We start from the raw sequence: 12,880 nt of genomic DNA, 5'->3' as shown, positions 1-12,880 counted from the left end.
CTGACAAATTTGCCGTTAGTTCACGACTGGTGAGCGAGAAATGAGCCGATCGCGTTGGGCTTGAAGAGCCGACCGCTCGCTCCACCGTCGTGACCCCTACGTTGATGACCGGCGGATGCTGGCCCGGTAGACGATGCTGCCGAGAGCGACGACGACGCCCATGATGGCAAAAGATTCCATGCTCGAATGGCTCAAAAGCCAGATCGTGAGAAGGAAACCCTATTTCCGTGATTTGCTCGATCACATGCTCAGGGTTGAGAGCGCCATCACCGGCATCCGCGACATCCTGATCTCGGTGTTCGAGGCGAGTCACCTGCTCGAACAGCAGCGCCAGGGTGCGATCACGCGTCAGCTTGCCGCCTGGGCCGCGATCCTCGCGGTGCCTACCGCGATTGCCGGAATCTACGGCATGAATTTCGAGAATATGCCCGAACTGAAGACGCAATGGGGATATTTCGTCATCCTCGGCGTCATCGCTGCGGTCTGCATTGGGCTCTACATCCGGTTCAAACGTAGCCACTGGCTTTGACGGCGCAGATCGGCTTTCCACATCGCGCCGGGCTGAGGCTGCCGGGGGCCGGCCGCCATAACTCAATGCTTTCGCAGAACCTCGGCGCGGTGCCGGTCCAACGCATCGAGCAAAGCCCTGCCGATCAAAGGCTTTGCGAGAACGTGATCGAAGCCCGCCTCGGCGGCCCGCCAGGCCAGCAGCGTGTCGTGAAAGCCTGAGATCATGATGGCGCGTCCCGACCATCCGATCTCGCGAAGGTGACGCAGCATCGCGAATCCGTCGATGTCGGGCATGCGATAGTCGAGGATGACGCAGTCTGCCTCCTTCGCGCGGGGGTCGGCCAACAGCGCGTGGCCGGTCGTATATCCCCACACGGCATAGCCGCGCGATCTCAGCAGCAGCTGGAGGCCACGCCGCACGCCGGGATCGTCGTCGGAGACGAGGATGGTGTATCTGCCATCATGCTGAGTGGAACGGACCGATGGCATTGCGAGAAGCGGACACCCGTGTGACGATTGCACCATCGATCGCATATCGCGCCTCGTCCCGTCGCTACGTAGAGGTCGCAGTCACTTCGGCTTGCGGCCCATGCCCGCGGCAAAGGCGATCCGCAGGGCTTCGGACAAATTGCGGACCTCGAGCTTGGCCATCAGGCTCGCGCGATGGACCTCGACCGTTCGCGATGAACAGCCCAGGTCATAGGCGATCGTCTTATTGGGCAGGCCGTTCGCCAGCCCTTCCAGCACTTCACGCTCCCGGGGCGTCAGTGCAGCGACCCGCACGCCGGCTTCAGAGGTTTCCAGAGTGCGAAAGTCGACATCGTCGAGACGCGCGAACGCGCGGCTGACGGCGCCGAGCAGGGCCGCTTTCTCGAAGGGCTTCTCGAGAAAGTCGACCGCGCCGCCTTTCATGGCCTGCACCGCAACCGACACGTCGCCATGGCCGGTCAGGACGATGACCGGCATGTTGACCCCGCGTGCTGCCATGGCGGCCTGAACCTCGAGACCGTCCATCTCGGGCATGCGCACGTCAAGGATGACGCAGCCGACGGCCGCCGACTTCGCCTCCTTGAGAAACTCCACGCCCGAGGCATAGGTCACGACGTCGTAGCCCGCGGTCTTGAGCGCAAAGCTCGCCGCCTTGCGGATGCTCTCCTCGTCGTCGACCAGATGGATGACGCGTCTATCCCCCATGTTCCTCCTCCGCCCGCGCATGGATCAAGGTAAAATGAAAGCGGGTGCCGCCGCGGTCGGGGCGCTCCATCCAGATACGGCCGCCATGCGCTTCGATGATGGTCCGGCAGATCGAGAGGCCGAGGCCCATGCCGTCGGCCTTTGTCGAGTTGAACGCCGTGAAGAGCTGCTCGCGGATTCCGTCCGCGATGCCGGGACCGGTATCCTCCACGGTCACCTCGATCAGCCCGTCAGGGCGCAACCTGGTCGCCACCTTGAGGTCGCGAACCGGACACTCCGCCATCGCCTCGATGGCATTGCGCATCAGGTTGACCAGCACCTGCTGGATCTGCACCCTGTCGACGAGGACCAGCGTCGCGGCGGGATCGACCGCAAAGAAGCTGCGGATGCCGCGCTCGCGTGCACCGACCAGCGCGAGCTGGCTCGCCTCGGCGATGACCTGCGGCAGCTCGTGGAGGCTCTTGTCGACCTCGCCGCGGGCGACGAAATCGCGCAGGCGCCGGACGATATGGCCGGCCCGCAGCGTTTCCTGTGCCGCATCATCCATCACCGACCGTAGCGACACGAAGGGTTCGTCGTCCCGCTCGTCGAGCATGTCGCGGATCGTCTCGAGATAGAGCGCGACCGCGGCAAGCGGCTGGTTGAGCTCATGCGCGAGCGTCGAGGCCATCGTGCCCATCGCGCTCAGCCGAGAGACATGGACCAGCTCTGCCTGCAGTTCCTTGAGCCTGAGCTCATCCTGCTCCTTGGCGGTGAGATCCCGGATAAAGCCGGTGAACAACCGCTGCCCGTCTTCACCGGCCTCGCCGACCGACAGCTGCATCGGGAAGGTTGAGCCGTCGCGGCGCTGGCCGACCACGACGCGACCGAGGCCGATGATCCGGCGCTCGCCGGTCTGCAGATAATGCGCGAGATATTCGTCGTGACGGTCGCGATCGGGCTGGGGCATAAGGCAGGAGACGTTGCGGCCGACGAGCTCGGCTTCGCTGTAGCCGAACAGGCGTTGTGCCGCTGCGCTGAACGACGTGATGGCGCCGGTCTCGTCGATGATGATCATCGCATCCGGCACCGTCGCCAGAATCGATTGCAGATGCTGCTCGCGGGTCTCGATCGATGCGCGGACCGCCGCCTCGTCGGTGACATCGCGGCTGATGCAGGCGAAGCCGCGATGTGTGTCGCCTTCGAACAGTGCGGTGATCGTCAGGCGCGCCAGATATTCCGCGCCGTTCTCGCAGACCCGCCACGCTTCGCGCTCCAGCGTGCCCTCGTGAAGGGCGGCCGCCAGGTCTGCGCCTGGACGCCCCGCCGCAATCTCGTCGGGCGGGTAGAACAGGTCGTGGGGCTGTCCCAGGACGCGATCGAGCGGCCAGCATTCGGCACGCTCGCCTTCTTCATTATAGCTCAGCACCATCCCGGAAGGATCGAGCAGCGTCAGGACGTGGCCGCCAGCCTGTCGCAGGAACAGCGGCGCAAGCCGCGCCACCTCCCTGGCAATCTCGTCGGGCCCGCGCCTCGTGTAGACCATCGGCCGGCTCACACGCCCGGCCGGGCGCACGTATCCGGGCGTAGCCGGACCGTGCCACTCAGCGCCGCGCGAGTATGGCCTTCATCTCGTCGATTTCCTGCCGCTGCGAGCGCTTGATCGATTCGCAAAGCCGGATGACTTCGGGATCGCTCAGCTTTGCTTCCTGGCACATCAGGATCGCGCCGGAGTGGTGTGGGATCATCGAGCGCAGAAAGGCCGTGTCGCCGATCGTGGTCTGCGTGCGGATGAACGCGAAGCTGCCCAAGAAGGCGACCAGCGACGCGGCGATCAGCGCGATGTTGGCGGCCTTCGACGGGAACATGTGCCGCATGGCGAGGATCATGAGCACCACCATCGGTGAGACCATCATCAGCGTCATGTAGAGCATGTTGAGGTTGTTGTAGAAGCTGTCGAGCCCGTCGATCATGACGAACATCACCAGATACATGATGACGCCGCTGATGACGGTCTGGAAGGCCAGGCTCCAATAGGCGCCCATCTTCCGTGTGCTCATGTGGGACGAATGATCCATGGCGTATCTCCTTCGTTCGGCGCAGGCCGACCTGGGTCTCAGTGTAACGCCCCGCTCTCCTGTTCGCCCCCGCCATCAGCCGTCCCGATGCTAGAACCAGAAGCGGATGCCGGCGACGAAGCTGGTGGCATGGACGTCCTCGCCGGCAAGCCTCGACAGCCGCGCCGTGTCGCCGGCTTTGCGCAGATAAGAGACGCCGATATAGGGTGCGAACTGGCGGCTGAACTCATAGCGCAGGCGCGCGCCGAGCTCTATGTTGACCAGCCCCGAACCGATGTCGTTCTCCGGAATATCCTGCGCGGCGAAATTGACCTCGGCGCGCGGCTGCAAGATCAGGCGCTGGGTAATGCGCTGGTCGTAATAGCCCTCGACCCGGCCCAGAACATCGCCCTTGGTCGAGAGGAACAGCGCGCCTTCGACTTCGAACATGCCGGGAGCCAGGCCCTCGACGCCGACCGTCGCGTAAGTGCGGTCGGGCCCGCGGCCGAAGTCCTGGCGGATACCGCCCTGAAGATTGAAATAGGGGTCGATGGCCCGGCTATAGAGCACCTGCACCTCCGCGCTGTCGATGCCGCGGCCGAACTCGCCTTCGCCCTCGCTCTTGAGCCAGAGCCGGTTGATATCGCCGCCGTAAAAGCCTTCGCCATCCCAGCGATAGCCATCGCGACCGCTATGCGCTTGATACTCGAACAGGTTGAGCAGCACCTGCCCGAAATTGTTGCCGCCGCTGTCCTTCATCATGATGTCGCGTGAGCGCGCCATCTCGGCGCCGGGAAAATCACGATCGGCGAAGTGGTCGCTGGGGGGAGGCGGCGGGGGCGCATTGCCGGCCGGAAGCGCCGTGCCGGTCATTTGCATGCCGGGCATGGCGGTCTGGCCATGCTGCGAATGGTCCATCCCGGGCATGTCCGGCATCGCGCCGTCCTGATGCTGGGAGTGGTCCATGCCCGGCATGTCCGGCATCGCGGGAGACGCGGGTTGCGGCTGACCGGCCGCATCTCCCTGCGGCGCAGGACTGGCCTGGTGCTGCGAATGGTCCATCGCCGAGGTGGCGTCTGGCGCTGGTGTCTGAGCGCGCGGCCTGGCGGCGGCCTTGTCCTTCTTCTTCTCCTGCGCCGGCGGCACCTCGCCCGGCGGCGCCATGCCGGGCATGCCGTGCATTGAATGATCCTGGGCAAAGGCGGGCGCGGCAGCGAAAAGGGCGATCGCGCTCACCAGCGGCGTGAGGATGCGGGTCATTACGCGTCTCCCTTCGGACGGACGCTCACGACCCGCATCATCCCGGCATGCATGTGGTAGAGGAGATGACAGTGGAAGGCCCAGTCGCCGACCGCGTCGGCGGTGAAGTCCCAGGTCACCTTGCCGCCGGGCTGGACGATTACCGTATGCTTGCGTGGCGCATGATCGCCATGCCCCGTCACCAGCTCGAAAAAATGCCCGTGAATATGGATCGGATGCCCCATCATCGTGTCGTTGATGAGATTGACGCGCACCCGCTCGCCTTCGATGAAGGGGATCGGCTCGTGATGGTCCGACATTTTTTCGCCGTCGAACGACCACATGAACCGCTCCATGTTGCCGGTGAGGTGAATGTCGATGCTGCGGCTCGGCGCGCGCACGTCCGGATTGCGATCGAGCGCCATCAGGTCCCTGTAGACAAGCACCTTGTGGCCGACGTCGGCGAGGCCCTGGCCGGGCTCGCCGGTGCGGTCGACGGGCATCGGCGAGATGGTCTGGACGCTCGGGTCGCGCTTCACCTGCGGCGCGTTCGAGAAGTCTCGCATCTTCATCGACCCCATCGCGTGCCCGCCATGGTCCATGCCCGCCATCTGGCCATCGGCGCCCATCGCGCCGTGGTCCATCCCGCTCATCGCGGAATGATCCATCCCCGAATGATCCATGCCTGCCATGGCGCTATTGTCCATGGTCGCCATCGCTGCCGCCGCGCCGGTCGCGAGGCGCGCGGACGCGTTCTTCTCGGCCGTCGGATCGACGCCCCGCATAGCGCCGCCCGACATGTCCATGCCTTCCATGCCCGGCATCGAGGACATGTCCATGCCCATGTCCTTCATGTCGGCGAGCGGCCGTTTGCGTAAGGGGGGAACCTCGCCGGCCATGCCGGCGCGCGGCGCGAGCGTGGCACGCGCCATGCCCGAGCGGTCGATCGCCTCGCCGACAAGGGTGTAGGCCTTGTCATCGCCTGGGCTGACAACGACGTCGTAGGTCTCGGCAACACCAACCTGGAACTCGTCGACGGTGACCGGCACCACATTCTGCCCGTCGGCCTGGACGATGGTCAGCGGCAGGCCGGGGATGCGGACGTTGAAGGTGGTCATCGCCGACGCATTGATGACCCGCAGCCGCACCCGTTCGCCCGGGGTGAAGAGCGCGGTCCAGTTGTCCATCGGACCATGGCCGTTGACGAGATAGGTGTAGGTGGATCCGGTCACATCGGAGATGTCGGCCGGGTCCATCCGCATCTGGCCCCAGTCGAGCCGGTCCTTGAGCGGCTGATCCTTGCCCGACAGGAGCCCGGCCAGGGTCTGGCGCTGGAAATTGAAATGGCCGGGGTTGACCTTGAGGCGCCGGAAGATCGCCTGCGGCGAGAGCGCGCTGTGATCGGCGAGCACGATGACATGCTCGCGGTCATAGGCGACCGGATCGGCACCGGCGGGATCGATGATGATCGGGCCGTAATGGCCTTCCTGTTCCTGCAGGCCTGAATGGCTGTGGTACCAGTAGGTGCCGCTTTGCACGACGGAGAACTGGTAGAGGTAGTTCGAGCCCGGCTTGATGCCCGGAAAAGACACGCCCGGCACACCGTCCATATTGGCCGGCAGGATCAGCCCGTGCCAGTGGATCGAGCTGTCCTCCTCCAGCTGATTGATGACGTTGAGCCGCACGCGCTGGCCCTCGCGCAGCCGGATCAGCGGGGCGGGGACCGTGCCGTTGAGGCCGATTGCCCGGAACTTGCGCCCGTCGATGGTCATCGACTGCCGGGCGATGGTGAGCGTAATGTCTTCGCCCGACACGGTCGGCAGCGTCGGTCGCATCCCCGGCGAGATCGTCTGCGCCCAGGCCGGCAGCCAGGCTGACAATGCTGCGCCGCCGCCGGCGAGGGCCGCGCCGCGGAGGAACTGGCGGCGGTCGAGAGCAGAAATCATTCGGTTGTCTCAGCTTTAAGAAAGAGGGCGTACCTATTGGGAATACGCAGCATGGCCTCATCCCCCTCAAACTTTCTTTAATATTTCCGAAAGGCGTGCCCTAGCTCGATAGAGGCGCGTTTCGACCGCCTTCTGGCTGATCCCGAGAATTTCGGCGGTTTCAGCTTCCGATTTCTCGTCGATCGTACGCAAAATAAGCGTGTCCTTGAGGGAAGACGGCAGGGCAGCAATCGCTTTCATTGCTTGCGCGAGCTGCTGTTCGGCCCCGATCGCCTGATCGGGCAGCGGTGCGTCGTCGGCGACGCCGTCCGCCTCGCCGAGCGGTAGGGCTAGGGCAAAGAAATTTCGAACCGCTCGCCGACGCCGCCAGTCATGGCATTTGTTGATGACAATCCGGGACATCCAGACCTGGAAGGGTCGGGTTACGTCATAGCGGTTGAGTGCGGCAAAGGCCGCGACGAAGCTCGCCTGGGTGACATCCAATGCCTCATCCATAGATCCGACATGGCTGCGCACGAGCCGGTGAACCCAACCTTGATGCCGGCGGACCAGCTCGCCATAGGCCGCTTGCCGGCCTCCAAGCGCCAGAGCCGCGAGCTCCCCGTCCGAGCAGTCGGGGAGGCACGCGGTCATTCGGATTTGGCCGTCAGCGCTTTCACCACGGCGTCGTCGAATTTGTCCGTCTGATCCGGGCGCAGCACGGCCCGCATCGCGAAGATATGCTCAAGTGTTTCTTTCTGCAGCGCGCCCATGGCCTGGTGCGAGCGATCCACCGCAGTTGCGACTTGCGGGCCATAGCCATGCTCCGCTTCGATCGCTTCCGCGAGACGCGCATTGTCGGCGCGCAATTCGGCCTCCAGCGCTTGACGCCGGATCGCGTAGTTCTTCTCGATTGTCTCGAGTCGGCTGTGTTGCGCTGAATTCAGCTTCAGATCGCGATGGAGCAGCTCGTGCAGCTCATTTTCGACCGGGCGCACTGGAACCACATAGACGCGGCCAATGACAACGCCAGCGATCGCCGCGGCGAAGGTCACCAGGACGAGGAGCAGGAGCCGGCGGCGGTCGCGCATCACTGCGAGCTCAGCAGCGTCGAGGGCGCAAGCGCGAGCCGAGCATCGAAGGGCGATAGCGGTTTGGCATCAGCAGACCGTGTCGAAACTGCCGAGCCGGCAATTCCGATGAACAGCGCGGTTGCGGCCGCGATGCCGAACGTCATAGCGCCAAGGCTTGGTATGGCCCGGATGCGCGCTATTTCCGCCATGACCCGGCTTTCCAGGCCGCCGAGCCTGGGATCGAGAGGCGCATCGCGCAACCGCGAGAGCAGGTGGTCAAGTTCATCCATGGTGCTTCTCCGTCTTCATCCATCAATACGCACGATGGTCCAGGAACCCTTGCTGTAGATTGAAAAGAATAATTGCGAGGGGTGGGGGCTCGGGCTGCGTATTGTCTCATGGGATCTACAGGAGAATGTTCCAATGCGTTTCTTTTCGCCTCTCGCAGTTATCGCCGCCGTCGGCCTGAGTGTTTCTGCTCCGGCCTACGCGCATCCCAAGCTTGTGTCCTCGACGCCCGCCGCGAACGCCAGCGTCTCGGCGCCGTCGCGTATAACGCTCACCTTCAGTGAAGGTCTGATGCCGAAGCTGTCGGGCGCCGAGATCGTGATGACCGGCATGCCCGGCATGCCCAACCACCGCATGGCGGTAACCGGCTTCAAGACGTCCGTCGAAGGCGACAAGACGCTCGTGCTGACGCTCGCCAAGCCGCTCATGGCGGGCAGCTATCAGGTCGCCTGGCACGTCGTCTCGACCGACACGCACCGCATCCAGGGCAATCTCGCCTTTACCGTCAAGTGACGCCATGAACGACGTGGCACTCGTCGCCGTCCGCTGGGCGCTCTACGTCGATCTCGGCCTGTTGTTCGGCCTGCCGCTGTTCGCGCTCTATGCGCCCGGCGGCGGCCGGATGGTACAGCGGCATCTGCCGATGGTAGCAATGGTGGCCGGTCTCGCCTGTCTCGCCCTCCTGCTGTCGGCGCTGGGGTTCGCGTTGCAGGCAGCGGCCATGACCGGGCTGCCGCTCACCCAGCCTGATCTTTCCATGGTCGCAGAGCTGTTCAACGGCACGTCCATGGGAACGGCGCTGAAGGCGCGCCTCGTCGCGCTCCTCGTTCTTCTGCTCTCCATCCCCTTCTATCGCCGGCAATCCCGTCCTGCCTTCATCGCCTCCACTCTGGCAGGCGCGGTCGCACTCGCGACCCTCGCCTGGAGCGGGCATGGCGCGGCCGGCGAAGGCGAGGCGGGCTGGCTGCAACTGGGGGCCGATCTCATCCATCTGCTCGCCGCGGGCGCCTGGGTCGGCGCGCTTGCCGCATTCCTTGCGCTGGTTCTTACCAGGCTCGCAACCGATGATCTCGCCACTGAAGACATGGACCGGGTCATGCTCGCCGAGGAAGCGCTGCGGGGCTTCTCCTTCGTCGGCACGATCATCGTCGCCCTGCTGATCCTGACCGGGACGGTGAACGGCTGGTTCCTGGTCGGCCCGGGCAACATCGCGTCTCTCGGGCAGTCGACCTACGGCCTGCTGCTCATCGCCAAGCTGCTGCTCTTCGCCGGCATGCTGGGCCTGGCCGCGCTCAACCGTTATCGCCTGACCCCGGCACTTGCGCAGGCGATCGAGGAAGAGGACGCGCCACGGGCGCAGGCGCTGCTGCGCGCGAGCCTCGTCGTCGAAGGCGGTCTTGCGATCGTCATTCTCGGGCTGGTCGCCTGGCTGGGGACACTGTCGCCACCCATGTCGATGTAGTTTATCGTTTCGAACGCCTCGCGTTGGGAGAAGCCAATGCAATCGTACACCCCGCCGCGCGGGACTGGATCGACGAAAGACTATGATCGCGCGATCCGCCTGTGGGCGCGGGAGAAGCGGTGGCGTGCCGCCATGCTTGCCATGCTGCGCCCGGATTGGCGCCTGGTAATCGCCGATTATGGCCGCCAGCACGGGTCTCATGCGGCTCGCCTTCCGCCTGACCGTGCAGCGGCTCGATGGCATCGACGATACCCAGCCCAATGCCGACGGCGTGCTCCCCGGCCTGATGGCGGCCAAGCGAACGGGCCCGCCGATTTGGCCACTTAGGCGATTACGTATTGACCCTGACACGGTGTCAGACCCTAGATCGTCAGGCGTCGAAAGGAGCGAGGCGATGAACGAGACACATGGAGCGGCGCATGGCGGCGGTTGCTGCGGCGGCCACGGCACCGCTAAAGCGGCGACCGGCGTCAAGGACCCGGTCTGCGGCATGACCGTCGACCCGGCGACCACGGCGCATCACGCCGAGCATAGCGGTGAAAGCTATCATTTCTGCAGCGCGGGCTGCCGGACCAAATTCATCGCCGATCCCGAGCGCTATCTCGGCCCGCCGACGCCGCCGGTCGCGGCGCCCGAAGGCACGATCTGGACCTGCCCGATGCATCCCGAGATCCGCCAGGACCATCCCGGGTCCTGTCCGATCTGCGGCATGGCGCTCGAACCCGCGACCGTGACCGCCGACAGCGGCCCCAGCCACGAGCTAGTCGATTTCACGCGGCGCTTCTGGGTCGGCCTCGTGCTGGCTCTCCCGGTGCTGATCCTCGAGATGGGCGCGCATGTCTTTCCCGCGATCCATCGCCTCGTGCCGATGTCTATCTCGGTATGGATCCAGTTCGTGCTGGCGACACCCGTCGTGCTGTGGGCGGGCTGGCCGTTCTTCGAGCGTGGCTGGGCCTCGCTCAAGACCCGCAACTTCAACATGTTCACCCTGATCGCGATGGGGACCGGGGTCGCCTGGATCTACAGCGTCATCGCGACGCTCGCGCCTCAGCTGTTCCCGCCGGCCTTCCGCGGCGAGGACGGCATGGTTGCCGTCTATTTCGAGGCGGCCGCGGTGATCACCGTCCTCGTGCTGCTCGGCCAGATGCTCGAACTGCGCGCGCGGGAACGCACCTCGGGCGCGATCAAGGCGCTGCTCAACCTTGCACCAAAGACCGCGCGCCGGATCGGTTCTGATGGGAACGAAGAGGAAATCAGCCTTGATCTGGTTGCGGTGGGCGACCGCCTGCGGGTGCGGCCGGGCGAGAAGGTGCCGGTCGACGGCGTAGTCGAGGACGGCCGCTCCTCGCTCGACGAGTCGATGGTCACCGGCGAATCCATGCCCGTCACCAAGGCAAAGGCCGACACAGTGATCGGCGGCACGCTCAACCAGACCGGTGCGCTGGTGATCGTCGCCGACAAGGTCGGCCGCGATACCATGCTCGCACGCATCGTCCAGATGGTCGCTGAGGCGCAGCGCTCGCGCGCGCCGATCCAGCGCATGGCCGATCAGGTGTCGGGCTGGTTTGTGCCCGTGGTCATCGCGGTCGCGGCCGTCGCGTTCATCGCCTGGGGCATCTGGGGTCCCGAGCCGCGCTTCGCCTATGGGCTGGTGGCGGCGGTCGCCGTGCTGATCATCGCCTGTCCCTGCGCACTGGGGCTGGCAACGCCGATGTCGATCATGGTCGGGGTCGGCCGCGGCGCCGGGCTCGGTGTCCTCATCAAAAATGCCGAAGCACTCGAGCATATGGAGAAGGTCGACACTCTCGTCGTCGACAAGACAGGCACGCTGACCGAAGGCCGGCCTGCCGTCACCCAGGTCGTGCCGGCGCCCGGCTTCGACGAAGCCGAGCTGCTGCGTCTTGCCGCCTCGGTCGAGCGGGCGTCCGAGCATCCGCTCGCGTTGGCAATCGTCGAGGCCGCGAAGGATCGCGGCATCGTCACGAGCGACGTCATCGACTTCGACTCGCCGACCGGGCGCGGCGCGCTCGGCACGGTCGAAGGGCGGCGCATCGTCCTCGGCAATGCGCAGTTCCTTGCCGACGAAGGGGTTGCGACCGATGCGCTCGCCAGCCAGGCCGACGCGCTGCGCCGGGATGGCGCCACCGCGATCTTCATCGGGGTCGACGGCACAGTCGGCGGCGCCTTCGCGATCGCCGATCCGGTGAAGGCCACGACACCAGAAGCGCTCGCCGCGCTCAAGGCGGAGGGCATTCGCGTGGTCATGCTGACCGGCGACAACCGCACGACCGCGGAAGCGGTCGCCCGACGCCTGGGCATCGACGAGGTCGAAGCCGAGGTGCTGCCCGATCAGAAGAGCGCCGTGGTCGCCAGGTTCAAGCGCGAGGGGCGGGTCGTCGCCATGGCCGGCGACGGTGTCAACGACGCCCCCGCGTTGGCCGCCGCCGACGTCGGCATCGCCATGGGTTCCGGCACCGACGTCGCGATCGAGAGCGCTGGCGTCACGCTGCTCAAGGGCGACCTGACTGGCATCGTCCGGGCGCGGCGGCTCAGCCAAGCGACCATGTCGAACATCCGCCAGAATCTCGTCTTCGCCTTCATCTACAATGTCGCGGGCGTGCCCGTAGCGGCGGGTGCGCTCTATCCGCTGTTCGGTATTCTGCTCTCGCCCATTATCGCGGCGGCGGCGATGGCGCTCTCTTCGGTGAGCGTGGTCACCAACGCGCTGCGCCTCAACCGGAAAGCACTGTGAACATCGGCGAGACGTCACGGCAGAGCGGCGTCTCTGAGCGGATGATCCGCCATTATGAAAAGATCGGCCTCATCCCGGCGCCGGCGCGTCGGGGTGCTGGCTATCGTGACTATGGCGAGCGCGACCTCCATCGCCTCCGGTTTATCGCCAATGCCCGCGATCTCGGCTTCCCGATCGAGGAGATCCGCACGTTGCTCAGCCTTTGGGCCAATACCGGCCGTGCCAGCGCGGAGGTGAAGCGGCTTGCCCTTGCCCGCGCCGATGAGTTTCAGCGCAAAGCCGAGGCGTTGACGGCGCTGCGCGACACGCTAATCGACCTGGCTGAGCGCTGCCAAGGCGACGAGCGGCCGGATTGTCCGATCATCGCCGAACTGGCCGCGGCCCGATCCGCATAGCATCCG

General features: G+C 65.3%; 13 protein-coding genes and 1 pseudogene. 5 read left to right on the top strand and 9 right to left on the bottom strand.

The window, feature by feature from the left end; genetic code table 11:
* Positions 1-214: 214 nt before the first annotated feature.
* Positions 215-529, top strand: a pseudogene (locus NCHOL11_RS17605) (CorA family divalent cation transporter); the annotation flags it as partial.
* A gap of 62 nt (positions 530-591) precedes the next feature.
* Here the strand turns inward: NCHOL11_RS17605 and NCHOL11_RS17600 are convergent.
* The 9 genes from NCHOL11_RS17600 to NCHOL11_RS17560 form a co-directional block, all read right to left on the bottom strand.
* A complete protein-coding gene (locus NCHOL11_RS17600; RefSeq protein WP_007683354.1) occupies positions 592-999 on the bottom strand; it encodes a response regulator in 408 nt (135 codons plus the stop codon).
* Between the two features lie 81 nt (positions 1,000-1,080).
* The gene (locus NCHOL11_RS17595; protein ID WP_007683357.1) at positions 1,081-1,704 is read right to left on the bottom strand and encodes a response regulator transcription factor; all 624 of its coding nucleotides are present in this window, start codon (positions 1,702-1,704) and stop codon (positions 1,081-1,083) included.
* Positions 1,694-3,229 carry a two-component system sensor histidine kinase NtrB gene (locus NCHOL11_RS17590; protein WP_007683359.1) on the bottom strand — a complete coding sequence of 512 codons (1,536 nt, stop codon included), beginning with the start codon at positions 3,227-3,229 and terminating at the stop codon, positions 1,694-1,696. The genes NCHOL11_RS17595 and NCHOL11_RS17590 overlap by 11 nt, the downstream gene beginning before the upstream one ends.
* A gap of 58 nt (positions 3,230-3,287) precedes the next feature.
* Positions 3,288-3,761, bottom strand: a complete 474-nt coding sequence (locus tag NCHOL11_RS17585; protein WP_007683361.1) for a DUF305 domain-containing protein — start codon at positions 3,759-3,761, stop codon at positions 3,288-3,290.
* Between the two features lie 90 nt (positions 3,762-3,851).
* Positions 3,852-5,000: a copper resistance protein B gene (locus tag NCHOL11_RS17580; RefSeq protein WP_007683363.1), complete on the bottom strand. Its 1,149-nt coding sequence runs from the start codon at positions 4,998-5,000 to the stop codon at positions 3,852-3,854.
* Positions 5,000-6,925: a copper resistance system multicopper oxidase gene (locus NCHOL11_RS17575; protein WP_007683365.1), complete on the bottom strand. Its 1,926-nt coding sequence runs from the start codon at positions 6,923-6,925 to the stop codon at positions 5,000-5,002. Before NCHOL11_RS17575 ends, NCHOL11_RS17580 begins: the two co-directional genes overlap by 1 nt.
* Positions 6,926-6,991: 66 nt before the next feature.
* Positions 6,992-7,558: an RNA polymerase sigma factor gene (locus NCHOL11_RS17570; protein ID WP_007683367.1), complete on the bottom strand. Its 567-nt coding sequence runs from the start codon at positions 7,556-7,558 to the stop codon at positions 6,992-6,994.
* Entirely contained in the window at positions 7,555-7,995 is a 441-nt protein-coding gene (locus tag NCHOL11_RS17565) for a periplasmic heavy metal sensor (protein WP_007683368.1), read from the bottom strand. The genes NCHOL11_RS17570 and NCHOL11_RS17565 overlap by 4 nt, the downstream gene beginning before the upstream one ends.
* Complete coding sequence (locus tag NCHOL11_RS17560) at positions 7,995-8,267, bottom strand: hypothetical protein (protein WP_007683370.1); 273 nt, start codon at positions 8,265-8,267, stop codon at positions 7,995-7,997. Before NCHOL11_RS17560 ends, NCHOL11_RS17565 begins: the two co-directional genes overlap by 1 nt.
* A gap of 133 nt (positions 8,268-8,400) precedes the next feature.
* Between NCHOL11_RS17560 and copC the strand changes: the two genes are divergently transcribed.
* The 4 genes from copC (at position 8,401) to cueR (ending at position 12,874) form a co-directional block, all read left to right on the top strand.
* Positions 8,401-8,778 (top strand): copper homeostasis periplasmic binding protein CopC, encoded by a 378-nt coding sequence (gene copC, locus NCHOL11_RS17555; protein WP_007683372.1) that lies wholly within the window; start codon positions 8,401-8,403, stop codon positions 8,776-8,778.
* Positions 8,779-8,782: 4 nt separating this feature from the next.
* Positions 8,783-9,727, top strand: a complete 945-nt coding sequence (gene copD / locus NCHOL11_RS17550) for a copper homeostasis membrane protein CopD (RefSeq protein WP_007683373.1) — start codon at positions 8,783-8,785, stop codon at positions 9,725-9,727.
* A gap of 394 nt (positions 9,728-10,121) precedes the next feature.
* Positions 10,122-12,479, top strand: a complete 2,358-nt coding sequence (locus NCHOL11_RS17540; protein ID WP_007683374.1) for a heavy metal translocating P-type ATPase — start codon at positions 10,122-10,124, stop codon at positions 12,477-12,479.
* The gene (gene cueR / locus NCHOL11_RS17535; RefSeq protein WP_004212744.1) at positions 12,476-12,874 is read left to right on the top strand and encodes a Cu(I)-responsive transcriptional regulator; all 399 of its coding nucleotides are present in this window, start codon (positions 12,476-12,478) and stop codon (positions 12,872-12,874) included. The genes NCHOL11_RS17540 and cueR overlap by 4 nt, the downstream gene beginning before the upstream one ends.
* Positions 12,875-12,880: the final 6 nt, after the last annotated feature.

The organism is Novosphingobium sp. Chol11 (genome assembly GCF_900218065.1).
Taxonomy (GTDB): domain Bacteria; phylum Pseudomonadota; class Alphaproteobacteria; order Sphingomonadales; family Sphingomonadaceae; genus Sphingobium; species Sphingobium agri.
This window is presented reverse-complemented; position numbering and strand designations above follow the sequence as displayed.

Coding starts and splice junctions, on each gene's coding strand:
- NCHOL11_RS17560 (WP_007683370.1), bottom strand. CDS start 8,267: ATGGATGAACTTGACCACCTGCTCTCGCGGTTGCGCGATGCGCCTCTC.
- copC (WP_007683372.1), top strand. CDS start 8,401: ATGCGTTTCTTTTCGCCTCTCGCAGTTATCGCCGCCGTCGGCCTGAGT.
- NCHOL11_RS17590 (WP_007683359.1), bottom strand. CDS start 3,229: ATGGTCTACACGAGGCGCGGGCCCGACGAGATTGCCAGGGAGGTGGCG.
- copD (WP_007683373.1), top strand. CDS start 8,783: ATGAACGACGTGGCACTCGTCGCCGTCCGCTGGGCGCTCTACGTCGAT.
- NCHOL11_RS17600 (WP_007683354.1), bottom strand. CDS start 999: ATGCCATCGGTCCGTTCCACTCAGCATGATGGCAGATACACCATCCTC.
- NCHOL11_RS17570 (WP_007683367.1), bottom strand. CDS start 7,558: ATGACCGCGTGCCTCCCCGACTGCTCGGACGGGGAGCTCGCGGCTCTG.
- NCHOL11_RS17565 (WP_007683368.1), bottom strand. CDS start 7,995: ATGCGCGACCGCCGCCGGCTCCTGCTCCTCGTCCTGGTGACCTTCGCC.
- NCHOL11_RS17585 (WP_007683361.1), bottom strand. CDS start 3,761: ATGGATCATTCGTCCCACATGAGCACACGGAAGATGGGCGCCTATTGG.
- NCHOL11_RS17595 (WP_007683357.1), bottom strand. CDS start 1,704: ATGGGGGATAGACGCGTCATCCATCTGGTCGACGACGAGGAGAGCATC.
- NCHOL11_RS17580 (WP_007683363.1), bottom strand. CDS start 5,000: ATGACCCGCATCCTCACGCCGCTGGTGAGCGCGATCGCCCTTTTCGCT.
- NCHOL11_RS17540 (WP_007683374.1), top strand. CDS start 10,122: ATGAACGAGACACATGGAGCGGCGCATGGCGGCGGTTGCTGCGGCGGC.
- NCHOL11_RS17575 (WP_007683365.1), bottom strand. CDS start 6,925: ATGATTTCTGCTCTCGACCGCCGCCAGTTCCTCCGCGGCGCGGCCCTC.